At 72.0% G+C, this 24,896-nt stretch carries 21 protein-coding genes; 8 read left to right on the top strand and 13 right to left on the bottom strand.

All coding sequences use genetic code 11. The features are described 5' to 3' along the window. Positions 1 to 198: 198 nt before the first annotated feature. Complete coding sequence (aceB, locus tag ACIPXM_RS09085; protein ID WP_401653533.1) at positions 199 to 1,821, top strand: malate synthase A; 1,623 nt, start codon at positions 199 to 201, stop codon at positions 1,819 to 1,821. Positions 1,822 to 2,151: 330 nt separating this feature from the next. Further along, entirely contained in the window at positions 2,152 to 3,327 is a 1,176-nt protein-coding gene (locus ACIPXM_RS09080) for a GDSL-type esterase/lipase family protein (RefSeq protein WP_401653531.1), read from the top strand. Between the two features lie 25 nt (positions 3,328 to 3,352). Here ACIPXM_RS09080 and ACIPXM_RS09075 read toward each other — a convergent pair whose 3' ends face one another. Further along, the gene (locus ACIPXM_RS09075) at positions 3,353 to 5,203 is read right to left on the bottom strand and encodes a hypothetical protein (protein ID WP_401653529.1); all 1,851 of its coding nucleotides are present in this window, start codon (positions 5,201 to 5,203) and stop codon (positions 3,353 to 3,355) included. 55 nt (positions 5,204 to 5,258) lie between these two features. Continuing rightward, complete coding sequence (locus tag ACIPXM_RS09070; protein WP_401653527.1) at positions 5,259 to 6,284, bottom strand: fibronectin type III domain-containing protein; 1,026 nt, start codon at positions 6,282 to 6,284, stop codon at positions 5,259 to 5,261. Between the two features lie 179 nt (positions 6,285 to 6,463). Here ACIPXM_RS09070 and ACIPXM_RS09065 point away from each other — a divergent pair, with 179 nt between their 5' ends. Next, on the top strand, positions 6,464 to 7,051 hold the full coding sequence (locus ACIPXM_RS09065; RefSeq protein ID WP_401653525.1) for a hypothetical protein: 588 nt from the start codon (positions 6,464 to 6,466) through the stop codon (positions 7,049 to 7,051). A 7-nt stretch (positions 7,052 to 7,058) separates the two neighbouring features. On the opposite strand, the gene ACIPXM_RS09060 is transcribed toward ACIPXM_RS09065, so the two are convergent. The 9 genes from ACIPXM_RS09060 to ACIPXM_RS09020 form a co-directional block, all read right to left on the bottom strand. Next, positions 7,059 to 7,844, bottom strand: coding sequence for an aspartate/glutamate racemase family protein (locus ACIPXM_RS09060; protein WP_401653524.1), 786 nt, complete (start codon positions 7,842 to 7,844; stop codon positions 7,059 to 7,061). Positions 7,845 to 7,944: 100 nt separating this feature from the next. Then, entirely contained in the window at positions 7,945 to 9,294 is a 1,350-nt protein-coding gene (locus ACIPXM_RS09055) for a nucleobase:cation symporter-2 family protein (RefSeq protein ID WP_401653706.1), read from the bottom strand. Between the two features lie 441 nt (positions 9,295 to 9,735). Beyond that, positions 9,736 to 11,127 (bottom strand): 8-oxoguanine deaminase, encoded by a 1,392-nt coding sequence (locus ACIPXM_RS09050; protein ID WP_401653522.1) that lies wholly within the window; start codon positions 11,125 to 11,127, stop codon positions 9,736 to 9,738. Between the two features lie 48 nt (positions 11,128 to 11,175). Next, complete coding sequence (locus tag ACIPXM_RS09045; RefSeq protein WP_401653520.1) at positions 11,176 to 12,588, bottom strand: nucleobase:cation symporter-2 family protein; 1,413 nt, start codon at positions 12,586 to 12,588, stop codon at positions 11,176 to 11,178. 69 nt (positions 12,589 to 12,657) lie between these two features. After that, the gene (pucL, locus tag ACIPXM_RS09040; RefSeq protein WP_401653518.1) at positions 12,658 to 13,581 is read right to left on the bottom strand and encodes a factor-independent urate hydroxylase; all 924 of its coding nucleotides are present in this window, start codon (positions 13,579 to 13,581) and stop codon (positions 12,658 to 12,660) included. A 5-nt stretch (positions 13,582 to 13,586) separates the two neighbouring features. After that, positions 13,587 to 13,994 (bottom strand): hydroxyisourate hydrolase, encoded by a 408-nt coding sequence (uraH, locus tag ACIPXM_RS09035; RefSeq protein ID WP_401653516.1) that lies wholly within the window; start codon positions 13,992 to 13,994, stop codon positions 13,587 to 13,589. After that, positions 13,991 to 14,512 carry a 2-oxo-4-hydroxy-4-carboxy-5-ureidoimidazoline decarboxylase gene (uraD, locus tag ACIPXM_RS09030; protein ID WP_401653514.1) on the bottom strand — a complete coding sequence of 174 codons (522 nt, stop codon included), beginning with the start codon at positions 14,510 to 14,512 and terminating at the stop codon, positions 13,991 to 13,993. The genes uraH and uraD overlap by 4 nt, the downstream gene beginning before the upstream one ends. Before the next feature lie 167 nt (positions 14,513 to 14,679). After that, the gene (locus ACIPXM_RS09025; RefSeq protein WP_401653512.1) at positions 14,680 to 15,066 is read right to left on the bottom strand and encodes a helix-turn-helix domain-containing protein; all 387 of its coding nucleotides are present in this window, start codon (positions 15,064 to 15,066) and stop codon (positions 14,680 to 14,682) included. Further along, the gene (locus tag ACIPXM_RS09020) at positions 15,063 to 15,350 is read right to left on the bottom strand and encodes a hypothetical protein (RefSeq protein WP_401653704.1); all 288 of its coding nucleotides are present in this window, start codon (positions 15,348 to 15,350) and stop codon (positions 15,063 to 15,065) included. Before ACIPXM_RS09020 ends, ACIPXM_RS09025 begins: the two co-directional genes overlap by 4 nt. Positions 15,351 to 15,490: 140 nt before the next feature. Here ACIPXM_RS09020 and ACIPXM_RS09015 point away from each other — a divergent pair, with 140 nt between their 5' ends. The 3 genes from ACIPXM_RS09015 to ACIPXM_RS09005 all read left to right on the top strand — a co-directional run bounded on the left by ACIPXM_RS09015 (position 15,491) and on the right by ACIPXM_RS09005 (position 18,984). Beyond that, entirely contained in the window at positions 15,491 to 16,342 is an 852-nt protein-coding gene (locus tag ACIPXM_RS09015; protein WP_401653510.1) for a TIM barrel protein, read from the top strand. A gap of 45 nt (positions 16,343 to 16,387) precedes the next feature. Continuing rightward, positions 16,388 to 17,284 carry a 2-hydroxy-3-oxopropionate reductase gene (locus ACIPXM_RS09010; protein WP_401653508.1) on the top strand — a complete coding sequence of 299 codons (897 nt, stop codon included), beginning with the start codon at positions 16,388 to 16,390 and terminating at the stop codon, positions 17,282 to 17,284. Between the two features lie 242 nt (positions 17,285 to 17,526). Beyond that, positions 17,527 to 18,984: a catalase gene (locus tag ACIPXM_RS09005; RefSeq protein ID WP_401653506.1), complete on the top strand. Its 1,458-nt coding sequence runs from the start codon at positions 17,527 to 17,529 to the stop codon at positions 18,982 to 18,984. Positions 18,985 to 19,347: 363 nt separating this feature from the next. Here the strand turns inward: ACIPXM_RS09005 and ACIPXM_RS09000 are convergent, their stop codons facing one another. Further along, the gene (locus tag ACIPXM_RS09000; RefSeq protein ID WP_401653703.1) at positions 19,348 to 20,547 is read right to left on the bottom strand and encodes an MFS transporter; all 1,200 of its coding nucleotides are present in this window, start codon (positions 20,545 to 20,547) and stop codon (positions 19,348 to 19,350) included. A gap of 144 nt (positions 20,548 to 20,691) precedes the next feature. On the opposite strand from ACIPXM_RS09000, the gene ACIPXM_RS08995 reads away from it, so the two are divergent. After that, positions 20,692 to 21,675 carry an ArsR family transcriptional regulator gene (locus tag ACIPXM_RS08995; RefSeq protein WP_401653504.1) on the top strand — a complete coding sequence of 328 codons (984 nt, stop codon included), beginning with the start codon at positions 20,692 to 20,694 and terminating at the stop codon, positions 21,673 to 21,675. A gap of 123 nt (positions 21,676 to 21,798) precedes the next feature. On the opposite strand, the gene gcl is transcribed toward ACIPXM_RS08995, so the two are convergent. Then, positions 21,799 to 23,586, bottom strand: a complete 1,788-nt coding sequence (gene gcl / locus ACIPXM_RS08990; RefSeq protein ID WP_401653502.1) for a glyoxylate carboligase — start codon at positions 23,584 to 23,586, stop codon at positions 21,799 to 21,801. A 348-nt stretch (positions 23,587 to 23,934) separates the two neighbouring features. Here gcl and ACIPXM_RS08985 point away from each other — a divergent pair, with 348 nt between their 5' ends. Further along, on the top strand, positions 23,935 to 24,798 hold the full coding sequence (locus tag ACIPXM_RS08985; protein WP_401653500.1) for a hypothetical protein: 864 nt from the start codon (positions 23,935 to 23,937) through the stop codon (positions 24,796 to 24,798). The last annotated feature ends 98 nt before the right edge of the window (positions 24,799 to 24,896 follow it).

Genomic DNA, 24,896 nt, shown 5'->3' with positions numbered 1-24,896 from the left:
GTGCCAAAGAATCTCGACATCAACAATCCATTGAACTTCCACCATGAGGAAACTAGTATCCACTGATCAGAAGCGCCTGATCCCTCGTGACGGCGCTCCCGGCCGTATCCCGGCGCCGGTGGCACTGCGTGCCGCCTGACGACGCCCGGCGGCCGGGGTGGCACCGCCCGTGAAGTCCGCTGAAGGAAGTGACAGTTCATGTCCGCACCAGCGCCGTCCTCCCTGGTCGTCGTCGAAGCCGAGCCCCTGCCGCGCCAGGAGGAGGTGCTCACCGACGCGGCCCTCGCCTTCGTGGCGGAGCTGCACCGGCGGTTCACCCCGCGCCGGGACGAGCTGCTCGCCCGCCGTGCCGAGCGCCGCGCCGAGATCGCCCGTACCTCCACCCTGGACTTCCTGCCGGAGACCGCGGCGGTGCGCGCCGACGACTCCTGGAAGGTCGCGCCCGCCCCGGCGGCGCTGAACGACCGCCGGGTCGAGATCACGGGTCCGACGGACCGCAAGATGACGATCAACGCGCTGAACTCCGGCGCCAAGGTGTGGCTCGCGGACTTCGAGGACGCCTCGGCCCCCACCTGGGAGAACGTGGTCCTCGGTCAGGTCAACCTGATCGACGCCTACGCCCGGAACATCGACTTCACGGACCCGCGCTCGGGCAAGTCGTACGCCCTGAAGCCCGCGGACGAGCTCGCCACGGTCGTCATGCGCCCGCGCGGCTGGCACCTGGAGGAGCGTCACCTGACCGTCGAGGGCCGCCCGGTGCCCGGCGCGCTCGTCGACTTCGGCCTGTACTTCTTCCACAACGCGCAGCGCCTGATCGACCTCGGCAAGGGCCCGTACTTCTACCTGCCGAAGACCGAGTCGCACCTGGAGGCCCGCCTCTGGAACGAGATCTTCGTCTTCGCCCAGGACCACGTCGGCATCCCGCAGGGCACCGTCCGCGCCACCGTGCTGATCGAGACGATCACGGCCGCGTACGAGATGGAGGAGATCCTCTACGAGCTCCGCGACCACGCCGCGGGCCTGAACGCGGGCCGCTGGGACTACCTGTTCTCGATCGTCAAGAACTTCCGTGACGGCGGGCAGAAGTTCGTGCTGCCGGACCGCAACGCGGTCACCATGACGGCCCCGTTCATGCGCGCGTACACCGAACTCCTGGTCCGCACCTGCCACAAGCGCGGCGCGCACGCGATCGGCGGCATGGCGGCCTTCATCCCGTCCCGCAAGGACGCCGAGGTCAACAAGGTCGCCTTCGAGAAGGTCAAGGCCGACAAGGACCGCGAGGCGGGCGACGGTTTCGACGGCTCCTGGGTCGCCCACCCGGACCTGGTGCCGATCGCGATGGCCTCCTTCGACGCGGTGCTCGGCGCCAAGCCGAACCAGAAGGACCGGCTGCGCGAGGACGTCTCGGTGGCCCCCGGTGACCTGATCGCCATCGACTCGCTGCACGCGTCGCCCACCTACGACGGGCTGCGCAACGCCGTCCAGGTCGGCATCCGTTACATCGAGGCGTGGCTGCGCGGCCTCGGCGCCGTCGCCATCTTCAACCTGATGGAGGACGCGGCCACCGCCGAGATCTCGCGCTCGCAGATCTGGCAGTGGATCAACGCCGAGGTCGTCTTCGAGAACGGCGAGCGGGCCACCCCCGAGCTCGCCCGCAAGGTCGCCGCCGAGGAACTGGCCGCGATCCGCGAGGAGATCGGCGCGGACGCCTTCGCGGCCGGGAAGTGGCAGCAGGCCCACGACCTCCTGCTGCACGTCTCCCTCGACGCCGACTACGCGGACTTCCTCACCCTGCCCGCGTACGAGCAGCTGGTCGGCTGACCCGCACAGCCAGCCGACCGACGGGCCGTGACCGGCCGTCCGACCGGCCCCCGCCCCCGGTGCGCGCACAGCGCCCGGGGGCGGGGGCCGTTCCGCGTCCGAAAACGGATGTACGGGGTCCGGGTGCGCACCCCATGGCTCCGGCCCGGCCCTTCACCGTTCGCTCCCGTTTCGCTCCGTGGTGTTTCACAGGACACGTGACGCAACCGCAATGCGCGGCTACCTAGCGGTAACAACTCCGGACGTGCGAGATTCCGCCGTGCCACCGGCCGGCGGCTGCCCCCACGTCCTCGCGTACAACGTCGTACGCACACCGCCAGGAGCATTGTCATGTCTTCGTCACGTCGTCGCGCCTCGCGCGGACTGCTCCCCCTCGGCCTGGCCGCCGGTCTCCTCTCACTGGCCCTGGCCGCCCCCTCCCCCGCCGCCGCCTCGCCCGCCTCGCCCGCCTCTCCCGGGACCGGACCCACCGCCGTGGTCAGCATGGGCGACAGCTACATCTCCGGCGAGGCCGGCCGCTGGCAGGGCAACAGCCTGACCAACAGCGGCAACCGCAACGGCACCGACCGCGCCTGGACGGGCGGCGGTTACGACCCGGCCAAGGTGTACGGCACCACCGCGGGCGGCTGTCACCGCTCGGACTCCGCCGAGATCCGCGGCGCGGGCCCGATCGCCGACCGGACCATCAACCTCGCCTGCTCCGGGGCCACCACGAAGAACGTCTTCCGCGCCGCCAGCGGCGGCGTCGCCCTCAAGGGCGAGGCCCCGCAGGCCGACCAGCTCGCGGCCGTCGCCGCCGCCAACGACGTCAAGCTGATCGTGCTCTCGATCGGCGGCAACGACCTCGGCTTCGCCGACATCATCGAGGAGTGCGCCTACGACTTCGTGCTGTGGGGCTCCTACTGCTACGACGACCAGCAGGAGGTGGTGAACGGGAAGATCGACACGGCGATGGCCGACGTCGGCCGCTCGCTCGACGAGATCCGCGCGGTGATGCGCAACGCCGGGTACGCCGACTCCGCGTACCGGATCGTGCTCCAGTCGTACCCGTCGCCGATCCCGCGCGGCGCCGAGAACCGCTACCCGCAGAGCGACTGGAGCCGCTACAACACCGGCGGCTGCCCGTTCTGGAACCGCGACTCCGACTGGGCCCGCGACACCCTGGTCCCGCAGATCGCGAACCGCCTCAAGGGCGTCGCGACCGCCAAGGGCGCCCAGTTCCTCGACCTGCGCGACATGCTCCAGGGCCGCGAGGTGTGCGCGAAGGCCAGCAAGCTGGTGAGCTCGGCCGTTCCGGCGTCGGCGACGACGAGCGAGTGGGCGCGCTGGATCGACAACAACGAGACCCAGGGCCTGGTCCAGGAGTCCATGCACCCCAACTACTTCGGCCAGACCGCGCTCGGCCGCTGCCTGGCGCTGGTGTACGCGCGCCCGACCGGCGACTTCAGCTGCCGGAACACGGCGGGCGCGGGGACCTCGGGGATGTACCTGACGAACGCGAGCTGAGCCCGTACGGGGTGTCCCTCAGCGCTTACGGGGTGTCGGGGACGTGGATCCCCAGGGGCCGGAGGACCCGGGCCGCCTGGTGCGGGTCGGCGGCCGTCATCGTGGCGACCAGGGCCGCCGATCCGCCCGGCCAGTCCGCCGCCGCCCGGTCGAAGGCGGTACGGCGGGACTCCAGCGGGCCCTTCTTCGCGGGCAGAGCGTCGAGCAGCCGCAGGGCCCGCGCGGCGGGCGGCACCGCCGCCGGGTCGGTCCGCTCGCCCCGCTCGCGCAGCGCCTGTTCGGCATGGGCCCCGGCCAGGGGATCGGTGACGGTGGCGCGCAGTACGCCGGTGGGCGCCGCCCGCCAGTCGAACAGATCCAGCAGGGCGCGGGTGGCGGCGGCGTCGGGGGTACCGGCGTTGACGGTGCCGACGGCGGCGACGACCTCACCCCAGGCGGTCTCGGGGTCGGCCGGCCGGGAAACGGCGCCTCGGCCGTTCAGGTGCCGGGCGAGCGCCCAGTGCGCGACGGCCGGGGGCCAGGCCGACGCGGCGGCGACCAGGGTGGCCGCGTCCCAGTCGGCCACCTCGGCCTCGTCGGGCACGGCGACCCCGCGCACCGCGAGCAGATACCGGACCACGGCGGTCCCTGCCGGGGTCAGTCCGAAGGCGTCCCCGGAGCGCCGGACCAGGCCGGTCGCGGCCAGCCGGTCGACGACGGCGGCGAGTTCACGGGCGGGCCCGTCGAGTCGGGCCCGGTCGGTGTCGGTGAGGCCCGGAATGCCGAGCAGCCGGGCGAGCTCGGTCACGGTCGGCGTGGTGTAGCCGGGCGAGGCGGGCGGCGGAAGCGCGACGGGCGCGTCCTCCAGGGCCGGATCGACGGTCCAGTCCTCGAACTCGGCGGCGCGCCGGGCGACCGAGTCGCCGCGGCAGCCGCGCTGGTAGAGCGTGTAGAGCAGGTGGGCGGCCTCGCTGCCGTACGGGTTGGGGGCGGGGGCGTCGGCGAGTTCGTCGACGGTTTCGGCGAGCCGGTCGGCCTCGTGCTCCAGGTCGGGGACGTCGGTGCCGGGAGCCGTCCCCGGGTCCGTCTCCGGGGGCGTCTCCGGGGGCGGCAGCGGGGCCGAGGGGTCGCCGTAGTAGTCGAGGTGCTCGTCGAGCAGGGCGTCGGCGAGGACCAGATGGGGGAAGTCGTCGGGCCCGGGCGCGAGGTGCGCGTACGGCCCCGTCAGGCCCTCGGCGAGGCCCGCCGCCGTCCACCGGTCGAGCAGCGCGGCGGCCACCGTCCCGATGCCCTGCGCCACGTCGTGGTCGCCGAGCAGCGGCCCGGCGGCCGGTGCCCGCTCCGCGTCCCGTACGTACGCCCTGGTCAGCACCTCCGCGAGGACCACGTCGGCGACGGCGGTACGGCCCATGAGGTCGGCCCCGCGCATCCCGTCGGGCAGCGGCGGCCGGTCCTGCCGGGCGAGCCAGGCCCGGACGGCCTCGGGGTCGTCCGGGTCGGTGCCGTCGGCGCGCAGCAGCTGGCCGTACCAGCGCGGCCAGGTGAGGTTCCCCGGGTCGGCCATGGCCCGGGCGAAGTCGTCGCCGTTCTCCGCGAGGACGGCCTCGACCCGCTGCGACAGGCCGCCGTCGAACCGCGCGGCGAGGCTGCGCAGCACCGCCGGATAGGCGGCGAGGTCGGCGGGCGCGGCGCTCACGAACGCGGGCAGGTCCTCGACCAGGAGCAGCTTCACCAGGGCGGGGGCAGGCTCCGGCAGGCCGCTGCCCCGGTCGGCCCCGCGCAGCGCGAGCAGACTCAGCACGGCGTCCGCGGCCCGGCCCGCTCCCGGCGCCCGGAACTCGGGGTGCGCCGCCAGGAACGCGTCCAGACCGGTGTTGGTGAGAACGATCTCGGCCACGTTCTCCAGCGTAGTTCGCGCGGGGGCGGTGTGCCGGGCGCCGCCTTCAGGCCCTTCAGACGGTCGTGACCGTGCAGGGCGCCGAGAAGTCGCCCCAGGTGCCGTCGGGCAGCTTGGCGCGCAGGGTGACGACGTAGCGGACGCCGGGGGTGGCCGGGACGGTGAGGGTGTAGTGGACGGGGCCCGCGCCCGGATCCGCGCCCCAGACGATCGTGGTGGCGAAGCGTCCGTTCAGGTGGAGTTCGTGCTCCTTGACGGGCCCGGTGGTGGTGCGCGGCGGGGTCCAGGTGAGGGTGAGCGTGCCCTTGGCGGCCTTGGCGGAGACGCCGGTGGGCGCGGTGGCGGGGCGGTCGCCGGGGACGCCGGGGGTGGTGAGGTCGACGGCGCCGGAGTCGGGCGAGGAGTTCTCGGCGGCGTCGCGGGCCCGGACGGTGAAGGTGTAGGCGGTGGCCGGGCGCAGGCCGGTGACCCGGGTGGCGGTGGCGGTGCCCGGCACGGTGTGGATGCGGGAACCGGACTGGTAGACGTCGTACGCGGTGACCCGGGTGTCGTCCCGGGCGGGGCGCCAGCTGAGCGCGGCGGCGTCGGGGCCCGCCGGGGTGACGCGCAGGGCGGTGGGCCGGGTGGGGAGTGTGCGGTCCTCGGCCGTGGCGACGGGGGTGGTGGCGGTGACGGCCGGGCTGTCCGCCGAGCGGTTCCCGGCGGCGTCGCGGGCCCGGACGGTGAAGGTGTGGGCGGTGCCGGGGGCGAGTCCGGTGATGTCGGTCATCAGGGTGGTGCCGGGGAGTTCCTTCACCGGGCGGCCCGCCTGGAGGACGGTGTAGCCGGTGACGGCCCGGTCGTCGGTGGCCGGGCTCCACATGACGTGGACGGTGGTCGCGCTGCCCGCGATGGCGGTGACGCCGGTGGGGGTGGTGGGCGGCCGGGTGTCACGGGCGGCCTCGGCGGTGCCGCCACAGCCGGAGAGGGCCGCGAGCGCGGCGAGTGCCGTGAGGGTGGCGAGCGCGGTGCGCGCGGCGCGGGCGCGCGGGGAGGGGGTCGGCGGGGGGTTCAACAGGGGTGCGGTGAGGGGGCGTTGCATGGGGGGTGCCTCCGTCCCGTAAAGGTCCAGACCTATATGGCACAGCGGGGCGGGCGGGGACAAGGGGGCGGACCGGGGCGGTGGTCAGGAGGCGTTGCCGGAGGGCGCTGTCGGGGGCGTTGTCAGTGGGGTGCGCTTCACTGGATTCATCACTCTCCGTAGTCGATTCTGGGGGAATCATGACGGACCGTACGACGTATGTGTCGCTGGCCGGGCTGCGCCGCCGGGGCTGGAGCGACGCCATGGTCGACACCCTGCTCGGGCAGGCCGATGTGCAGGGCCGGGACCCGCGGCGAATGTCGCCGGGCCCGGTGCGGCTGTATCTGCTGGCCCGCGTCGAAGCGGTGGAGCGGACGCCGGAGTTCACCGGCTCGGCGGGGGCGGCCGGGGTCGCCGGGCGCGGTTCGGCGATGGTCGGCAGAGCCGCGGAGAACCGGCGCAGGGCTGTCCTCGCGGCGGTCCGCGCCGAGCCCATCGAGGTGCCCCGGCTCGCCGGGCCCGAGCTGGAGCGGCGCGCGGTGCGCCACCGGCATCTGCTCGGCGCCCGGGGCCCGGGCGCCGTCGCGGCGGGCGCGATGGTCCGCTGGCAGGTCGGCTATCTGTGCCACGCCCTCGCGCGGTACGAGACGCTGCTCGACGGGCTGTACGGCGACATCGGCCGCGCCGAGGCCGAGCGGCTGCTGCGCCGCCGGGTGTACGAGGCGATCGCGGCGGCCTATCCCCACCTGGCCCGGGAGTGCGGGCGGCGGCTGGAGGCGGAGCGGTGAGGGCGGGTCAGCGCGGCCCGCGTGCGCCCGGGCCCGGGCCGCGCAGCCGGGCGGCCACGGCGCGGCAGGCGGCCGGGACCGGGGCGACGACCGGTACGGCGATCCGGGCCCGCAGAGCCTCCGCGGCCTCGCCGAGCGGGCCGCCGCCGATGACGACGGCCTCGGCCCCGTCCCGTACGACACAGGCGCGGGCGGCGGCGGTCAGCGCGGCGAGCAGGGCCTCGGGGCGGGCGGCGAAGAGGTGCGGGTCGCCGCTGGTGAAGCGGGCGCCGGTGTACCGGTCGGCGAGGCCGAGCCGGGCGACCTGGGCGGCGAGCGAGGCGTCGAGCAGCGGGGTGGTGGTGGCGATGCCGAACCGCCGCCCGCCGAGTGCGGCTTCGGCGAGCGCCGCCTCACCGATGCCGACGACGGGGGCGCCGGCCGGGAGGGCGGCGGTCCGGCCGGACAGCAGGGCGCGCAGATCGGCCGCGCCGGGGTCGCCGAAGGCGCCGACGATCAGGGCGGCGGCGCCCCCGGGTGCGGCCAGGGCCTCGGTTCCCGCGCGGACCACATGGATCGCGGCGGCGGCCAGGGCGGTGGGTTCGACGAGCATCGGCGGCCCGTCGGCGACGGTGGCGCCCCGGACCCGCAGGCCGGTGCCGGCGAGCGCCCGGCGGGCGAGGGCGGTCATCATCCGGGTCGTCGCGGCCGAGGTGTTGGGGTTGATCAGGACGACGGCCGGCCGGGCGGCGGCGCCCGGGCCCGTGCTCCTGCCCCTGCTGCTGCCCCTGCTTCCGCTGGTACGGGTCGTCATGGGCGGGCTCCGGTCCGCTGGTTCCGCCGGGGCACGGCGGATGCCCCGGGCCGCGCGGCGGGCGCGCGGACCGGGGCTGCCGGGAGCGGGGGCGGGTGGTTCAGTGGACGTGCGCCGCCTTGGCGGACGCGGTGTCCGAGATCTCGCCGCCCGGCTCCATGGGCGCGGTCACCGTGTCGTCGTCCCGGCGCCTGCCGAGGTGGTTGAAGACCAGGTTGAGCACGACGGCGGCGACACAGCCGGTGGAGATGCCGGAGTCCAGGATGATCTTCGCCGTCTCGGGGAAGGCGTGGTAGAACTCCGGCTTGGTGATCGGGATGATGCCGACGGCCAGCGAGACGGCGACGATCAGGACGTTGTTGTCCTTCTCCAGACCGGCCTTGACCAGTGTCTGGATGCCGCTGGCGGCGACCGAGCCGAAGAGGACGACGCCCGCGCCGCCGAGCACCGGCCGGGGCACCACCGAGATCAGCGAGGCGGCCACCGGCGACAGGCCCATCAGGACCAGGAAGCCGCCGCCGCAGGCGACGACGAAGCGGCTGCGGATCCTGGTCATCGCGACCAGGCCGATGTTCTGGGCGAACGCGCTGCACATGAAGCCGTTGAAGAGCGGGCTGAGCGCGGAGCCGAGGGTGTCGGCGCGCAGTCCGGCGGCGATGGTCTTCTCGTCGGCGGGCCGTTCGACGATCTCGCCGAGCGCCAGCATGTCGGCGGTCGACTCGGTCATCGACACCAGCATGACGACGCACATCGAGATGATCGCGGCGAGCGCGAACTGCGGGGCGCCGAAGTGGAACGGGGTGGGGAAGCCGATGATGTCGGCCTCCTTCACCGGGGTGAAGTCGGCGACGCCGAAGGGTATGGCGATGACCGTGCCGAGGACGAGGCCGACCAGGACGGCGACCTGCTTGAGGAAGCCGCGGGTGAAGCGGCGCAGCAGCAGGACGACGACCAGGGTGATCCCGGCGAGCGACAGATAGGTGGTCGAACCGTAGTCGGTGGCCTTGGGGTTGGGGCCCTGGGCCCAGCCGAAGGCGACCGGCAGCAGCGAGACGCCGATCAGGGTGATGACGGAGCCGGTGACCACCGGCGGGAAGAAGCGCACCAGTCTGGAGAACCAGGGTGCGGCGATGAAGCCGAGCACTCCGGCGACGATGATCGCGCCGAAGATCACGGGCAGTGCGTCGCTCTTGTCCTTGGTGGTGTCGACGATGGCGAGCATCGGGGCGACACCGGCGAAGGTGACGCCGTTGACGAACGGCAGCCGGGCGCCGATCTTCCAGACGCCGAGGGTCTGCAGGAAGGTGGCGAGCCCCGCGGTGAAGAGGCTGGCGCCGGTGAGGAACGTGAGTTCGACCCCGGAGAGGCCCACGGCCGCTCCGACGATCAGGGGCGGGGCCACGACTCCCGCGTACATGGCGGCCACGTGCTGGAGGCCGCTCGTGAGCATCTTCAGTGGGGGCAGGGTTTCGTCGACCGGATGCTTGGTCCGGTCGCCGTCCTGGTCGGAGCCTGCGTGTGCATTGCGAACCTGGGGCTTGGCGGCCACTGCGGTCCTCCGGTCGGGTACACGTCGGCGGAGACGTGGGTGTCAGGGAGGTGGTGCGATGCGGTGCGAGGTGCGAGAGGTGCGGCTCTGTGCGAGGTGCTGACGTGCGACGCGCTGACGTGCGGCGTGCGAGGAAACGCGGTGATGCGGCCCGCGGGGCGGGAGGGGGCCCGCGGGGGGACGGTGGTCCGGTGGGGGTGCGGACGTCGGTGCACCGTTCCGGGGGGTGGCGTACGGCTCTTGCGTACGCGCACCCCCCGGCCCGGCACCCGCGGACCCCGCTCGGGTCCACGGGTGACCGACCGAGGGCCGTCCCCCTCGGTCGGACTCCTTGGGGAGGACTCAGCCCTGGGCCGCGATGCGGGCCAGACGCTGGGCCTCCGACCGCGCGTCACGCGCGATCTGGTCCTCGTCGGCGGTCAGCAGTCGGTTGTTCTCGACGATCTGCTTGCCGTTGACGAAGGAGGCGGTGACCGGTGCCGCCGCGCCGAAGACGATGGCGGTGACCGGGTCTGCGATCGAGGAGTGGCCGAGGCCGTCGATCTTCCAGAGGACGAAGTCGGCGAGCTTGCCCGCCTCCAGGGAGCCGATGTTGTCGGCACGGCCGAGGACCTGCGCACCGCCGTAGGTGCCGAGGCGCAGGGCCTGGCGGGCGTTGAGCGCGGCCTCGCGGTGGGCGCCGAGGCGGTTGATGAGGAGCGCGTTGCGGAGCTCGGTGTGGAGTTCGCCCGACTCGTTGGAGGCGGTGCCGTCGACGCCGAGGCCGACGGGTACGCCCGCCTTCAGCATGTCGGGGACACGGGCGATGCCCGCGGCGAGCCGCGCGTTGGACGAAGGACAGTGCGCGACACCGGTCTTGGTGCGGGCGAAGGCCGCGATGTCGGAGTCGTTCATGTGGACGCAGTGCGCCATCCACACGTCCTCGCCGAGGAAGCCGGTGGACTCGAAGTAGTCGGTCGGGCCCATGCCGAACAGCTCGTGGCAGAACTTCTCCTCCTCCACGGTCTCCGAGCCGTGGGTGTGCATCCGCACGCCGAGCCGGCGGCCGAGGGCGGCGCCCTCGCGCAGCAGCTCGGTGGAGATGGAGAAGGGCGAGCAGGGCGCGACGGCGACCTGGGTCATCGCGTCGAAGGAGGCGTCGTGGTACTTGCGCACCGTCTCCTCGGTGGCGCTGAGCGCGCCCTCGGTGGTCTCGACGGCGAAGTCCGGCGGCAGGCCGCCGTCCTTCTCGCTGCGGTCCATGGAGCCGCGGGCGAGGGTGAAGCGGACGCCCATGTCGGCGGCGGCGCCGATGATGGCGCCGGACAGGTCGCCGGAGCCCTGCGGGTAGACGTAGTGGTGGTCCATGGCGGTGGTGACACCGCCGCGGGCCATCATGGCCAGCGAGCCCTGGGCGGCGACGCGGACCATCGACTCGTCGATGCGGGCCCAGGTCGGGTAGAGCGCGACCAGCCAGTTGAAGAGGTTGTGGTCGGTCGCGAGACCGCGGGTGATCCACTGGTAGAAGTGGTGGTGGGTGTTGACCAGACCCGGCGTGATCAGATGCCCGGTGGCATCGATCCGGCGGACCACGTTCTCCAGACCCTCGGGCGCTCGGCCGGCGCCCAGGGACTCGATCTTGTTTCCGGCGACGACGAGGTAGCCGGTGGCGTACTCGGTGTCGTTCGAGTCCACGGTGGCGATCGCCGCGTTCTCGATGACGATCCGCTGGGGGGCTGCCGAAGGTGCTGCCATGGCGGTGCTTCCTTCAATACAGGAGGGATGATCGGGCACGGCAGGACCCTAGGAGGATTTGAGTGCCGGAGCCGTCTGACGGGTCCGGGTGCCGAGATGGTGGAAGAAAAGGTTCAGCACGACGGCGACGAGTGCGCCCGCACTGATGCCGGAGCCGAGCACGGTCTGTGCCCAGGCGGGGAATCCGGCGTAGAAGGTGGGGGCCGCGAGCGGGATGATGCCCGCGCCGAGCGCGACCGCCACCAGGATGATGTTGGAGCTGTCGTCGAGACCGGCTTCCGACAGGGTGCGGATGCCGCTGACGGCGATGGAACCGAAGAGCACGATGCCCGCGCCGCCGAGGACCGGCATCGGGACGAGCGAGACGACCGCGCCGAGCACCGGGAAGGCACCGAGGACGAGCAGGGCGCCACCGGCGACGGCGACCACATAGCGGCTGCGCACCCGGGTCAGCGAGACGACGCCGACGTTCTGGGCGAAGGCCGAGGTGGGGAAGCCGCCGAAGACGGGACCGATCAGGGTGGCGATGCCGTCGGTGCGCAGGCCGCGGGTGATGGTGCGGCCGTCGGTGCGGCGCTCGCAGATCTCACCGAGGGCGAGCATGCCGGCGCTGGACTCGGTCATCAGGACCAGCATCACGATGCACAGGGAGAGGATCGCGGCGGGCTGGAACTCGGGGGCGCCGAAGGCGAAGGGGGTGGGCAGCGCGGCGACCGGCGCCTCCTTCATCGCGGAGAAGTCCGCCATGCCGAAGGGGATCGCGGCGAGCGTGCCGATGAAGAGGCCGAGGAGCAGGGCGATCTGCTTGACGAAGCCCTTGCCGAAGCGCTGGAAGAGCAGGATGACGACGAGCGTGAACGCGGCGAGCGTCAGGTACTTCATGGCGCCGAAGTCGGCGGCGTGCTTGTCGCCGCCCTGGGCCCAGCCGACCGGGACGGGCATCAGGGTCACCCCGATGAGGGTGATGACGACGCCGGTGACGAGCGGCGGGAAGAAGCGGAGCAGCCGGCCGAAGAAGGGTCCGACGGCGAGGCAGAAGACTCCGGCGACCATCACCGCGCCGTAGATGGCGGGGAGCTGGTGGCCTTTGGCGCTGTTCTCGGCGATGGCGAGGACGGGCGTGATGCCCGCCGACGAGGCGGCGTTGACGAACGGCAGCCGGTTTCCGGCGAAGCGGCCGAGGCCGAGGGTCTGCAGGATGGTGGCGCAGCCGGCGATGAGCAGGCTGGCGGCGATGAGCCGGGTCATTCCGGCGGTGTCCAGGCCGACGGCCTGGCCGATGATGAGCGGAGGGGTGACGACCCCGGCGTACATCGCGGCGATGTGCTGGAGAGCGGCGGGGACGAGCCGCGAGGCGGGGAGTTTCTCGTCCACCGGGTGGCAGGCGGCCGGGGCCGCGGCGGTGGACGGGGTGGAACACGGGCCTTCGGCTGTCGCCGGCCCCTTTGCAGGCTGTGCCATGGAAGTTCCCTCCGGTCTGGTGGGCCCCCCGCCCGACTGCGGGGCGGGCGGGGGGCCACTCAGTGCCGCTTAGAGGTTGGTCATGTCCACCGGGATCTGCGCGGTGGCGCCGTCCCGCAGGACGGTGGCCTCGATGAGGCCGTACATCCGGTCGGCGGCGTAGTAGACCTCGTTGTCGTTCTTCAGGCCGAAGGGCTCGAGGTCGACGAGGAAGTGGTGCTTGTTCGGCAGCGAGAAGCGGACCTCGTCGATCTCCGCGCGGTGGTTGATGATCCGCGTGGCCATCTGGTACAGGGTCTGCTGCAGGGAGTACGAGTACGTCTCCGAGAAGGCTTCGAGCATGTGCTTGCGGGTCTGCTCGTAGGACCGCTCCCAGTTCGGCATGCGCTGGTCGTCGTCGGTCCAGTTGAACCGCCAGCGGCCGGACACCTGGGTGGCCAGGATGCGGTCGTACGCCTCCTGGAGGGTGGTGTACTGGTCCTTGATGTAGCCCCAGAACTCCGAGTTGGTGGAGTTCATGACGACCAGGTCCTTGAGGCCGGAGATGACCTCCCACTTCTCACCGTCGTAGGTGATCTGCGAGACGCGGGTCTCCTGGCCCTGGCGGACGAACGAGTGGTTGACCTCGTCCGAGCCGATGAACTTGGAGTTGGCGTCGGAGCTGGCGATCCGCTCCCAGGAGTACTCCTCGATCCGGATCCGGGCCCGCTTGATGGGCTCCTGGCTCGTCACGAAGTGGCGGGCGAGGTGGATGCCGAACTGTTCGGCGGACTCGATGCCGTACTCCTTGGCGAACGCGAAGATGGTGTTCTTCGTCGTGTCGGTGGGGAGGCAGTGGGCGTTGGAGCCGGTGAGGTGCACGTCGTCGAGGTCGCCGGAGAGGGCGACGGAGACGTTCAGGTCCTTGATGTGGTGCGTTCCGCCGTCGCGCGTGATCTTGACGACGCGGTTCTCTGCTTTGCCGTACTGGTTCTGGCCGAGAATCGTGGGCATGTCTGCTAGCTCCCTCGGTAAACGGAGTAGCCGAACGGGTTGAGCAGCAGCGGTACGTGGTAGTGCTCGCCCGGCACGACGGCGAACGTGATCGCCACCTCCGGGAAGAACGCTCCGGTCGCACCGCTGTCCCGATTCGCGGGGGCGTCCTGCTGCGCCTCGGCTTGCTTGTTCTGCTTGCTCAGGAAGTACGCCTCGGTCTCGAAGTCGAGGCGCACGTGGGTGGTGCCCTCCGGCAGGGCCGGGAGGTCCTTGCAGCGTCCGTCCGCGTCGGTGGCGGAGCCGCCCAGGGCGACCCACGCGGCACCGGAGCCGGCGCGGGCGGAGAGGGCGATGGAGACGCCCTCGGCCGGCCGGCCGACGCTGGTGTCCAGGATGTGGGTGGACACCGAGGCCGTGGTGTCGGTGCTCATGAGTTCTCTTCCTCGGTGGTCTCGACGAGACGGGTCAGACGGATGCGGTTGATCTTGCCGAGTTCGGTGCGGACGATCTGCCGCTCCTGCTCGGGCGAGTTCCCGATCCGCTCGCGGATCGCGTCGCGCATCTGCTCGCCGGTCCTGCCGGTGGCGCAGATGAGGAAGACATGACCGAACGTGTCCTGGTAGGCCAGGTTGAGATCGAGCATCTCGGCCTTGAGCGCGGCGGAGGCGTCGGCCATCCCGCTCTGCTCGCGGGAGGAGGTCGGGTCCCCTTCCTTCGGACGACCGATCGGCGGGTGTCCCGCCATCGCCTCGGCGAGGTCCTCCGCGGTCAGCTCGGCCGTGGCGGCGTCGCTGGCCTGGAAGAGGGCTTCGGCACCGGCGAACGGGCGCTGGGCGAGAACCTTCCGCCCCCACACCGAACTCGTGCACACCTCGTGCAGGGCGGCGAGCGCGTCGCCTTCCGCCGAGGTGTTGAACCGGGTGAGACCCGGAGTCGTACCTGAAGTCACGGGATGCCTCCGTGGCTGTTTTTCGCTGTGCTTCGAACGGGCTGCGGATAGCTAACGCCCTCCGCAACAGCACGTCAACACTTTGTTGAAAACTCGGCCACACAAAAGCCGCCGCCCTGACATCTGGGCGACGGCTCCTGGTGAGACGGCCTGCGCGAAATGATCAACTAGCCGTTCTTGGGGGCCTTTTCCCTGTTCAGGGCGGTCTCCCGGTTCAGGTAGTTGTACACGGTGAAGCGGCTGACACCAAGGGCGCCGGCCACCGTCTCGACCCCATGGCGCACCGAGAAGGCACCGCGTGCCTCCAGGATCCGCACCACTTCCTGCTTGGTCCGCCGGTCCAGCTCGGACAGCGGCATCCCGTGCCGTCTTTCCATGGCGGCCAGAATGTGGTCCAGGGATTCGGACAGCTGCGGCAGCCGTACGGCGAGCACGTCCTCGCCCTCCCAGGCGAGCACCACGTCGTCCGGCTGGGCCTGCTCGGGCACCAGCAGCTCGGCGCCCATCGCGTCGACCAGCGGCTTCACCGCCGCGACCAAGGGATGCTCGGTCATCTTTCCCCCTCACCGGTCCCGTCCGCCCCAGCGGCTCCGGCGACCCCACCGATCACATTGACCTGGAGCGAGACGCGGGTCGCGCCGGCCGCCAGGGACTTCCGCAGCAGCTCGTCCACGGCCGTGAGCACCGCGTCGGAGGCGCCTTCCGCCGTATTGCCGAAGGGGCCCACATCCACCGCGTCCAGTTCGGCCGACTGGATGACCTCACGTGCCACGACCGCGTGCGCCGGCGCCTCGTCGAGGTCGAACGGCTCGGTCGTGAACTCCACTCTCAAACGCACCATGCCCCCACGCTACGGCCCGGTTCCGGCCATGGGGAGCCCCGGACCTGCGGGGACCTCTTGACAACTCGGCCACCGCGCTTGCAACATTCCGTCAGACAGAAAGTTACTTCCGCAATACGGAAGGAGCGCCGCCCCTCATGGCCCGCTTCTCAGTAGGCGCCGGCACGGACCAGCGCTTCGATGTGAACCTGTCGATCCTCTTCACGGAACTCCCGCTCCTGGAGCGCCCCGCGGCCGCCGCCGCGGCGGGCTTCACCGCGGTCGAGCTGTGGTGGCCCTGGATCGACACCGCCACCCCCGACCAGAGCGAGCTCGACGCCCTCAAGAAGGCTCTTGAGGACGCCGGCACCCAGCTCGTCGGCCTGAACTTCTACGCCGGACAGCTGCCGGGCCCGGACCGCGGCGCGGTCTCCGTGCCGGGCGAGGAGTCCGAGCGCTTCAAGGCCAACATCGACGTCGCCGCGGACTTCGCCGCCTCGGTGGGCTGCACGGCGCTCAACGCGCTGTACGGCAACCGCGTCGAGGGCGTGGACCCGGCCGTCCAGGACGAGCTCGCCCTGGCGAACCTGGTCGTCGCCGCCCGCGCGGCCGACCGGGTCGGTGCGATCCTGCTGATCGAGACCCTCAACAAGCCGGAGTCGCCGCTCTACCCGCTGGTGAGCGCCCCCGCCGCGATCGAGGTCGTCGACAAGGTCAACGCGGCCACCGGACTCGGCAACGCCAAGTTCCTGCTCGACATCTACCACCTGGCCATGAACGGCGAGGACGTCAGCCAGGTCATCGCCGCCTACGCGGACAAGACCGGCCACGTGCAGATCGCCGACATGCCGGGCCGTGGCGCCCCGGGCACCGGCGAGCTCCCCCTGGAGGAGCTGATCGGCGAACTGCGGAAGGCCGGTTACGACGGCTTCGTGGGCCTGGAGTACAAGGCCGCCGACGCGGCCGCGTCCTTCGAATGGCTGCCCGCCGAGGCCCGCGCGGCGCGCTGATCCTCACTCCCCTCCCCGTATTACCTTGTTTTGAGAGGCACCCTCATGAGCAACTCCCCTCGCCCCACGATCGCGTGGATCGGCCTCGGCATCATGGGCTCGCCCATGTCCGAGAACCTGATCAAGGCCGGTTACCCGGTCACCGGCTTCACCCTGGAGCAGGACAAGCTCGACCGCCTCGCCGCCGCCGGCGGCACCGCGGCCGGCTCGATCGCTGAGGCCGTCAAGGACGCCGACGTGATCATCACGATGGTGCCCGCCTCCCCGCAGGTCGAGGCGATCTCCTACGGCCCCGCGGGCATCCTGGAGAACGCGAAGTCCGGCGCGCTGATCATCGACATGTCGTCGATCACCCCGCAGACCTCCGTGGACCTCGCGAAGAACGCCAAGGAGAAGGGCATCCGCGTCATCGACGCCCCCGTCTCCGGCGGCGAGGCCGGTGCCATCGAGGCCGTCCTGTCGATCATGGTGGGTGGCGAGCAGGCCGACTTCGACGAGGCCCTGCCGATCCTGGAGGCGCTCGGCAAGACGATCGTCCTCTGTGGCCCGCACGGCTCCGGCCAGACGGTGAAGGCCGCCAACCAGCTGATCGTCGCCGTCAACATCCAGGCGTGCGCCGAGGCCGTGGTCTTCCTGGAGAAGTCCGGCGTGGACCTCAACGCCGCGCTCGACGTCCTCAACGGCGGTCTGGCCGGTTCCACCGTGCTGACCCGCAAGAAGGACAACTTCCTGAACCGGGACTTCAAGCCCGGCTTCCGGATCGACCTGCACCACAAGGACATGGGCATCGTCACCGACGCCGCCCGCAACGTCGGCGCGGCCCTCCCGGTCGGCGCCGTGGTCGCCCAGCTCGTCGCCTCCCTGCGCGCCCAGGGCGACGGCGGCCTCGACCACTCGGCCCTGCTGCGCGCCGTCGAGCGCCTCTCCGGCCAGCAGGTCTGAGCCCGGCCTGAGCCCGGTCCGGCCCTGACGGGCCGGTCCCGTCCCCCGTCTCACCCACGGGGCCCAGATTTCCGGACGGCGGCGGCGCTGACACCTGTCCTGTCGCGCCCAGGCGTCGTCGCCGTCCGGAACACCACTCTTCTTTTTCAACAAACTGTTGACGTTGTTCGCCGGGCGTACTTACGCTCCAGAACATTCCAGCAAGTCAGCAGTGCAGCTCACGGAAGGTCGACCCGACGAACATGGCAAAGCGCGTGCTTACCACCGAGTCCGGCGCCCCGGTCGCCGACAACCAGAACTCCGCCACCGCCGGTGTCGGTGGCCCCCTGCTCCTCCAGGACCAGCACCTCCTCGAGAAGCTCGCGCGCTTCAACCGTGAGCGCATCCCGGAGCGTGTCGTGCACGCCCGCGGCTCCGGTGCCTACGGCCACTTCGAGGTGACCGACGACGTCACCGCGTACACGAAGGCCGCCTTCCTGTCCGAGGTCGGCAAGAAGACCGAGCTGTTCCTGCGCTTCTCCACCGTCGCCGACTCGCTCGGCGGCGCGGACGCGGTGCGCGACCCGCGCGGCTTCGCGGTGAAGTTCTACACCGAGGAGGGCAACTACGACCTCGTCGGCAACAACACCCCGGTGTTCTTCATCAAGGACCCGATCAAGTTCCCCGACTTCATCCACTCCCAGAAGCGCGACCCCTTCACGGGCAAGCAGGAGGCGGACAACGTCTGGGACTTCTGGGCCCACGCCCCCGAGGCCACCCACCAGGTGACCTGGCTGTTCGGCGACCGCGGCATCCCCGCCTCGTACCGCCACATGAACGGCTACGGCTCGCACACCTACCAGTGGACCAACGAGGCGGGCGAAGCCTTCTTCGTCAAGTACCACTTCAAGACGAACCAGGGTATCCGCAGCCTCTCCGCCGAGCAGGGCGCCGAGCTCGTCGGCAAGGACGCCAACTCGCACCAGACCGACCTGCTGCAGTCCATCGAGCGCGGCGTCGCCCCGTCCTGGACCCTGTACGTGCAGGTCATGCCGGCCGCCGAGGCCGTCGAGTACCGCTTCAACCCGTTCGACCTCACCAAGGTGTGGCCGCACAGCGACTACCCGCTGCAGCGGGTGGGCCGTCTGGTCCTCGACCGCAACCCGGACAACGTCTTCGCCGAGGTCGAGCAGGCCGCGTTCTCCCCGAACAACTTCGTCCCGGGCATCGGCCCGTCGCCGGACAAGATGCTCCAGGGCCGCCTGTTCGCCTACGCCGACGCCCACCGCTACCGCCTCGGTGTCAACCACACCCAGCTCGCGGTGAACGCGCCGAAGGCGGCCGTGGCCGACAACTACGGCCGGGACGGCTTCATGGCCACCCGCAACGGTGCGCGCCACGACAAGAACTACGAGCCCAACTCGTACTCCGGCCCGGCGCAGACCGACACCCCGCTCTCCGCCCCGCTCGCGGTGCACGGCTGGACCGGCACCCACGCGGCCCCGGAGCACACCAAGGACGACGACTTCTTCCAGGCCGGTGAGCTCTTCCGCCTCATGTCCGAGGACGAGAAGGCCCGCCTGGTGTCCAACCTCGCCGGCAGCCTCTCGCAGGTCGCCCGGGAGGACATCGTGGAGAAGAACCTCGCCCACTTCGCCGCCGCCGACCCCGAGTACGGCCGGCGCGTCGCGGAGGCCGTCCGCGCCCTGCGCGAGGACTAGTCTCCCGACTCCGAGACTGCGTACGGAAGCTGACGGGAGGTCAGTGGAGGTACGCAGTCCGGGACGCCGGCCCGGATGAGGGGTGGTCGGCGGCCCGGACAGCGTGAGGACCGCGGTGGCGACGAGCCAGTGCGGTGGTAAGGGTCCGCGACCCCCTTCCTGACCTGAAGGAAGGGACCCGTCGCGACACCCGTCGCCGCCACCGCGGTCCCAACGCCCCCCTTCTCGCACGGAAGGGGGCCAGACTCCGCCCGGCGGCGCGAACGTCCTGTCGCGCCAGCCTCGCACCGTCGGGCGGGCACAACGAGAGCGCGGAACCAGGTTTACGGTCCCTGGTTCCGCGCTCTTTTTTCATGCCCCGGCTCATTCCACCGGCTCACGCCACCGGTTCATGCCCCTGGCCAGGAGCGCGGTGACCGTCAGCGAGCAGGCGGCGAGCAGGCCCATCGCCGCCCCGGGTGAGGTGAGTTGGGCGAGTCCGCCCGCGAGCGCCGCGCTCACGCCCTGCAGCGCGAGCATCCCCGAGGTGTGCAGACCGAGCGCGTGACCGCTCAGCCCGTCCGGCACCAGCGCCGTCAACCGCTCCTGGTGCAGCAGGCTCGCCGCGTAGCCGACGGCGGAGACCGCGACCGCGACGACCGCGAGCGCCAGTCCGGGACGCAGCGCGAACAGCAGGTACGGGGCGGCGAGGAGGGCCTGCAGCGGCGCCGCGAGCCGCCCCCGCCACCGCGCCGGTACGAAGCGCCCGACCGCGATGTCCCCGGCCAGCATGCCCAGGGCGGCGCAGGCGAACAGCAGCCCGGCGCGCTCGGGGGCGTACGGCACGAACAGCGACTCGCAGCCCACGACCAGGCCGTTCGGCACCCACAGCGCGAGATAGACCCAGCGCCGGGCGGGCGAGGACCACAGGACCGCGTTGGTGCGCCAGGTCTCGGCGGGCGACGGCCGGCCGGTGGCGCGCGGCGGGCGCCCGGTGAGCCCGGCGCGTGCCACCAGGGCCGCCGTCAGGTACAGCGCGGCACCGGCCGCGAGCGTCCCGCGCGGCGAGAGCAGGGCGAGCAGCAGTCCGCCGGTCGCGAATCCGGCTATCTGGCAGCCGCCGACGGTCGTGTTGAGCATCGAGCGGCCCAGCAGATACCGCTCGCGCGGCAGCACCTCGTTCAGGAGCCCGTAGCGCGCTCCCCCGCCGACCGATCCGGCGAGACCTTGCAGGAAGAGGATCGCGAAGACGACGCCGACCGGGAGTCCGGGCACGGTCTGCGCGGCCGTCCCCGCGGCGAACACCAGCGCCACCCCGGACAGTGCCGCCCGCGGCGGCAGCCGGTCGGCGGCCGACAACAGGAAGGCAGCGCCGACCAGTTGGGCGAGCGCCGGACCGAACATGGCGAGCGCGGAGAGCAGCGGGGAGCCGGTGGACCGGTAGACGAGGGTGGCGAGGCCGAGCCCGGCCACGGTCTGCGCGGCGGCGTGCGCGGCGCCGGAGAGGAAGAGCGGCGTGAAGTCGGGGATCCGGAAGAGGTCCCGGTAGCCGAAGGGAGCGGGCGTGGTGGCGGGAGCGGGCATGGCGGCAGGGGCGGAGGCGGGTTCGGGCATGCGCCGGAGTCTGCGGGAGCGCCCGGGCCGGGCGTTATTGTTTCGCGGTACGGCGAAACATCCGCGCACGGGACAGCCGCGCGGGGCAGGCGAACGAGGCGGGGGGCGGGTCCGGTGGGCTGGTGGCGGATCGGTGCGGACTCGCTGGCCAGCGGCCGTTTCGTGATCTCGCCGCTGACCGAGACCGTCGCCGCCCTCAAGACCCTGCACACGGCCCGCGCCGGGCACCCCGGCGAGCGCGCCTGGCTCGGCACGCACCTGCCCGGCTACCGGGCCCGGCTCGCCGCCGACCCGCTGGACGCGCTGCTCGTCCGTACCGCGATCGGGCGCACCTGGAACGCCGACTTCCTGACCCCGACACCGCTGGGCGAGGGCGAGGCGTCCTTCGAGGACGAGGTCGTGGCGGTCCGCGCCACCGAACCGGCCGCCGCTGTCGAGCAGTTGGCCCTGTCGGCGGACGGCCCGGTGCCGGAGCCGCTGCGCACGGCGAACGATCTGCCGGACCGGCTCGCCCGGGTGCTGGCCTGGGTGTGGCGGGAGACGGTGCTGCCCGACTGGCCGCGCCGCCGCCGGGTCCTGGAGGCGGACATCGCCGCCAGGACCGCCCGGCTGGCCAGGGACGGCTGGGCGACGACGCTCGACGAGCTGTGTCCGGGGCGGACCCGCTGGCTCGGTGAGGGCCGTCTGCAGGTCAACGTCCGTGACCACCCGCCGCGTTCGGTGGACGGCGGACGGCTGCTCCTGGTCCCGGTGACCCCGGCGAACGGCTGGGTGAGCTGGGCGGGCAACGCACGCTTCGCGCTGGTCTACCCGTGCGCGGGCGCGCTCGCCGACGACTCCGCCCCGGCGGCGCCCGAGGCCCTGCGGACGCTGCTCGGCCGGGGCCGCGCCGGGGTCCTCGTACGCCTCGAATCCCCCACGTCCACCAGTCAGTTGGTGGCGCTGACCGGGCAGGGCCTGGGGTCGGTGGGACGGCACCTGAAGGTGCTGCTCGACGCCGGACTCGTACGGCGCAGGCGGGCCGGGCGGTCCGTCCTGTACGACCGTACGGAGGCGGGCACGGCGCTGGTACGGGCGGCCGGGAGCGGACGCCCGTAGGCGCCGGGGGCCACCGGGGCCACCGGGGCCATCAGAAGCCCAGGGGGCACAGGAGGCACAGGGGAAGGCCCCCGTCCCGGTGCTCTCGGGACGGGGGCCTCGCCTGGCTCCATCGGCCGGTGATCAGACCTGCAGGGCCTTGATCGCGGTGGGCGCGTGGGCGGGCTCGGTGGCCAGCTCCTCGAACTCGGTGACGTCGCTCATGTCGACGGTCTTGCTCATCGCGATGTTGGTGATGCGCTCCAGGATCGCCTCGACGACGACCGGGACCTGGAACTCGACGGCCATCTTCTTGGCCTGCTCCAGGGCCTCGCCCAGCTGGTCCGGGTCGGTGACGCGGATCGCCTTGACGCCCAGGCCCTCGGCGACCTTGACGTGGTCGACGCCGTAGACGCCGATCTCCGGGGTGTTGATGTTCTCGAACTCGAGGTTGACCTCGAAGTTGATGCCCAGACCGCCCTGCGCCTGGCGGATCAGGCCCAGGTAGGCGTTGTTCACCAGGACGTGGACGTAGGGGACCTTGTGCTGGGCGGCGACCGCCAGCTCCTCGATCATGAACTGGAAGTCGTAGTCGCCGGAGAGCGCGACGACCGGGGTCTCCGGGTCGGCGGTGGCGACGCCGATGGCAGCCGGGATGGTCCAGCCGAGCGGGCCCGCCTGGCCGCAGTTGATCCAGTGGCGCGGCTTGTAGACGTGCAGGAACTGCGCGGCCGCGATCTGCGAGAGACCGATGGTGGTGACATACCGGGTGTCCGGGCCGAACGCCTTGTTCATCTCCTCGTAGACGCGCTGCGGCTTCATGGGGATGTTGTCGAAGTGCGTGCGGCGCTGGAGGGTGGCCTTGCGCTCCTGCGCGGAGGCGGCCCAGGCGGAGAAGTCGGGCAGCTTGCCCGCGGCCTTCAGCTCCTTGGCGACCTCGATGAAGAGCTCGAGGGCGACCTTGGCGTCGGAGGCGATGCCGAAGTCCGGGGCGAAGATCTTGCCCAGCTGGGTGGGCTCGATGTCGACGTGGACGAACTTGCGGCCCTTGGTGTAGGCGTCCAGGTTGTAGCCGGTGTGACGGTTGGCCCAGCGGTTGCCGATGCCGAGGACGAGGTCCGACTCCAGGAAGGTCGCGTTGCCGTAGCGGTGCGCGGTCTGGACGCCGACCATGCCGGCCGCCAGCTCGTGGTCGTCCGGGATGGTGCCCCAGCCCATCAGGGTGGAGATGACCGGGATGCCGGTCAGCTCGGCGAACTCGACAAGCAGGTCGGAGGCGTCGGCGTTGATGATGCCGCCACCGGCGACGATCAGCGGACGCTCGGACTCCAGGAGGAAGTTGAGCGCCTTCGCGGCCTGGGCGCGGGTCGCGGACGGCTTGTAGACCGGCAGCGGCTCGTAGGTCTCCGGGTCGAACTCGATCTCGGTGAGCTGGACGTCGATCGGCAGGTCGATGAGGACCGGGCCGGGACGGCCGGAGCGCATCAGGTGGAACGCCTGCTGGAAGACGCCGGGGACCTGGGCGGCCTCCAGGACGGTGGTCGCGGCCTTGGTGACCGGCTTGGCGATGTTCGCGATGTCGATGGCCTGGAAGTCCTCCTTGTGGAGCTTCGAGACCGGGGCCTGGCCGGTGATGCACAGGATCGGGATCGAGTCGGCGATCGCCGAGTACAGGCCGGTGATCATGTCCGTCCCGGCGGGGCCCGAGGTGCCGATGCAGACACCGATGTTGCCGGCCTTGGCCCGGGTGTAGCCCTCGGCCATGTGGGACGCGCCCTCGACGTGGCGGGCCAGCGTGTGGCTGATCCCGCCGACGTTCTTGAGCTCGCGGTAGAAGGGGTTGATCGCCGCGCCGGGCACACCGAACGCGTTGGTGACGCCTTCGCGCTTGAGGATCTCAACGGCCGCTGCGGCGGCGGTCATACGAGGCATGGGAGTGCTCCTGCTTCGGGGCCTGGACGGGCTTTGTTTCCATAATGCGGAAGTACTGTTCTGCTATGTGGAAGCAATGTAAGTGGGGGGCCGGAAAGGCGTCAAGGGCCGACCTGGCTGAGCCGCACCCGGGCGGTCCCGCGCGGGCCCGCGTTGGCCGAAGTTCCTCCCCTTGACGTCCCGATTGGTGGACGATGGGCACGCACGACGCGGAGGGGGTTCCAGGTGGCTGAGTCGGTACAGGTGCGCTGTCCGGAGTGCCTCCGCACCTTGCGGTACGCGGCACCCGCCTTCCCCTGCTCCTGCGGCGTCCCGGTGGCCCCACCGGTGATCCCAGGCGCGACCGCGGTGCCCGTCACCCACCGCAACTGGTCCGAGGAGTGGGTCACCGTCCACTGCCCGTCCTGCGCCCGCGCCTCGGACTGGCCGCACCCGGAGGTCGGCTGCCCCTGCGGGGCGGTGCTGCGGGTGCCGGTGGCGGCGACCGGGCCGGGCGCGGCGGGACCGCCTCCGGGGGTGGCCGATGCGGGTGGAGCAGTGGATTCCGGGGGCGCTGGGGCCGCTGGGGACACCGGGGACGTACGGCACGGTCCCGAGGCACACGGTTCTGGTGCGCACGGTTCTGGTGCGCACGGGGCGGTACGGGAGTCGGTGCCCGAGCCCCGGTCGGCCCACCCGGCCGTCGGCCCGCACCCGGATTTCCCGGCCGCCGGACCGGATCCCGCCCCGGATCCCGCCCCGCCCGCGCCGCCCTCGGGGTTCCTGCGGCGCCACCCGGCCCCGCCGCCCGCACCGCCGGGGCCCCCGGCCGCCGCGGCGGCGACGGCCCGTACGGCGTTCCGGCCGGTCACGATCAGGACCACCCGGGACGCGGTCGCCGCGTCCGCCGGATATCTGCGCTGGCTGGGCTTCCGTGACGTGGTCCAGCCGGAGGAGCGGTCCGCGTCGGCGGTGGACCTGCGGGGCCCGGGCCTGGTGGCCCAGGTGGACCCGAGCACCCGCCCGACCGGGCTGCGGGCGGTCGAGTGCCTGTGGCTGAACGGTCTCAGCGGCGCGGCGGTGAGCGTCTACTTCTCCCTGGCCGGGTACACGCCGGAGGCGCACGAGCGGGCCGACGGTCTCGGCATCCCGCTGTTCGTGCTCGACCTCACCGGCACCCCGCAGCCCGTGAACGGTCCGGCGGGCGAACTGCTCGCCGAAGGAGCGCCCTGACGGCTCCCCGGACACTTCCCGGCAACTCCCGGGGAAAGCACCTCACGATTTCGGCCATTCGCGCGTGACGACCGCCGCTCCCGAGGGCACAACACCTA

Source organism: Streptomyces sp. NPDC090025 (genome assembly GCF_044748125.1).
GTDB lineage: Bacteria > Actinomycetota > Actinomycetes > Streptomycetales > Streptomycetaceae > Streptomyces.
This window is presented reverse-complemented; position numbering and strand designations above follow the sequence as displayed.

Bases quoted from the DNA above. Each gene is read 5' to 3' on its own strand.
- uraH (WP_401653516.1), bottom strand. From the start codon at position 13,994: ATGAGCACCGACACCACGGCCTCGGTGTCCACCCACATCCTGGACACC.
- ACIPXM_RS09025 (WP_401653512.1), bottom strand. From the start codon at position 15,066: ATGACCGAGCATCCCTTGGTCGCGGCGGTGAAGCCGCTGGTCGACGCG.
- ACIPXM_RS09050 (WP_401653522.1), bottom strand. From the start codon at position 11,127: ATGGCAGCACCTTCGGCAGCCCCCCAGCGGATCGTCATCGAGAACGCG.
- ACIPXM_RS09010 (WP_401653508.1), top strand. From the start codon at position 16,388: ATGAGCAACTCCCCTCGCCCCACGATCGCGTGGATCGGCCTCGGCATC.
- ACIPXM_RS09015 (WP_401653510.1), top strand. From the start codon at position 15,491: ATGGCCCGCTTCTCAGTAGGCGCCGGCACGGACCAGCGCTTCGATGTG.
- pucL (WP_401653518.1), bottom strand. From the start codon at position 13,581: ATGCCCACGATTCTCGGCCAGAACCAGTACGGCAAAGCAGAGAACCGC.
- ACIPXM_RS09005 (WP_401653506.1), top strand. From the start codon at position 17,527: ATGGCAAAGCGCGTGCTTACCACCGAGTCCGGCGCCCCGGTCGCCGAC.
- aceB (WP_401653533.1), top strand. From the start codon at position 199: ATGTCCGCACCAGCGCCGTCCTCCCTGGTCGTCGTCGAAGCCGAGCCC.
- ACIPXM_RS09065 (WP_401653525.1), top strand. From the start codon at position 6,464: ATGACGGACCGTACGACGTATGTGTCGCTGGCCGGGCTGCGCCGCCGG.
- ACIPXM_RS09080 (WP_401653531.1), top strand. From the start codon at position 2,152: ATGTCTTCGTCACGTCGTCGCGCCTCGCGCGGACTGCTCCCCCTCGGC.
- ACIPXM_RS09045 (WP_401653520.1), bottom strand. From the start codon at position 12,588: ATGGCACAGCCTGCAAAGGGGCCGGCGACAGCCGAAGGCCCGTGTTCC.
- gcl (WP_401653502.1), bottom strand. From the start codon at position 23,586: ATGCCTCGTATGACCGCCGCCGCAGCGGCCGTTGAGATCCTCAAGCGC.
- ACIPXM_RS09060 (WP_401653524.1), bottom strand. From the start codon at position 7,844: ATGACGACCCGTACCAGCGGAAGCAGGGGCAGCAGCAGGGGCAGGAGC.
- ACIPXM_RS09070 (WP_401653527.1), bottom strand. From the start codon at position 6,284: ATGCAACGCCCCCTCACCGCACCCCTGTTGAACCCCCCGCCGACCCCC.
- ACIPXM_RS09055 (WP_401653706.1), bottom strand. From the start codon at position 9,294: ATGCTCACGAGCGGCCTCCAGCACGTGGCCGCCATGTACGCGGGAGTC.
- ACIPXM_RS09000 (WP_401653703.1), bottom strand. From the start codon at position 20,547: ATGCCCGCTCCCGCCACCACGCCCGCTCCCTTCGGCTACCGGGACCTC.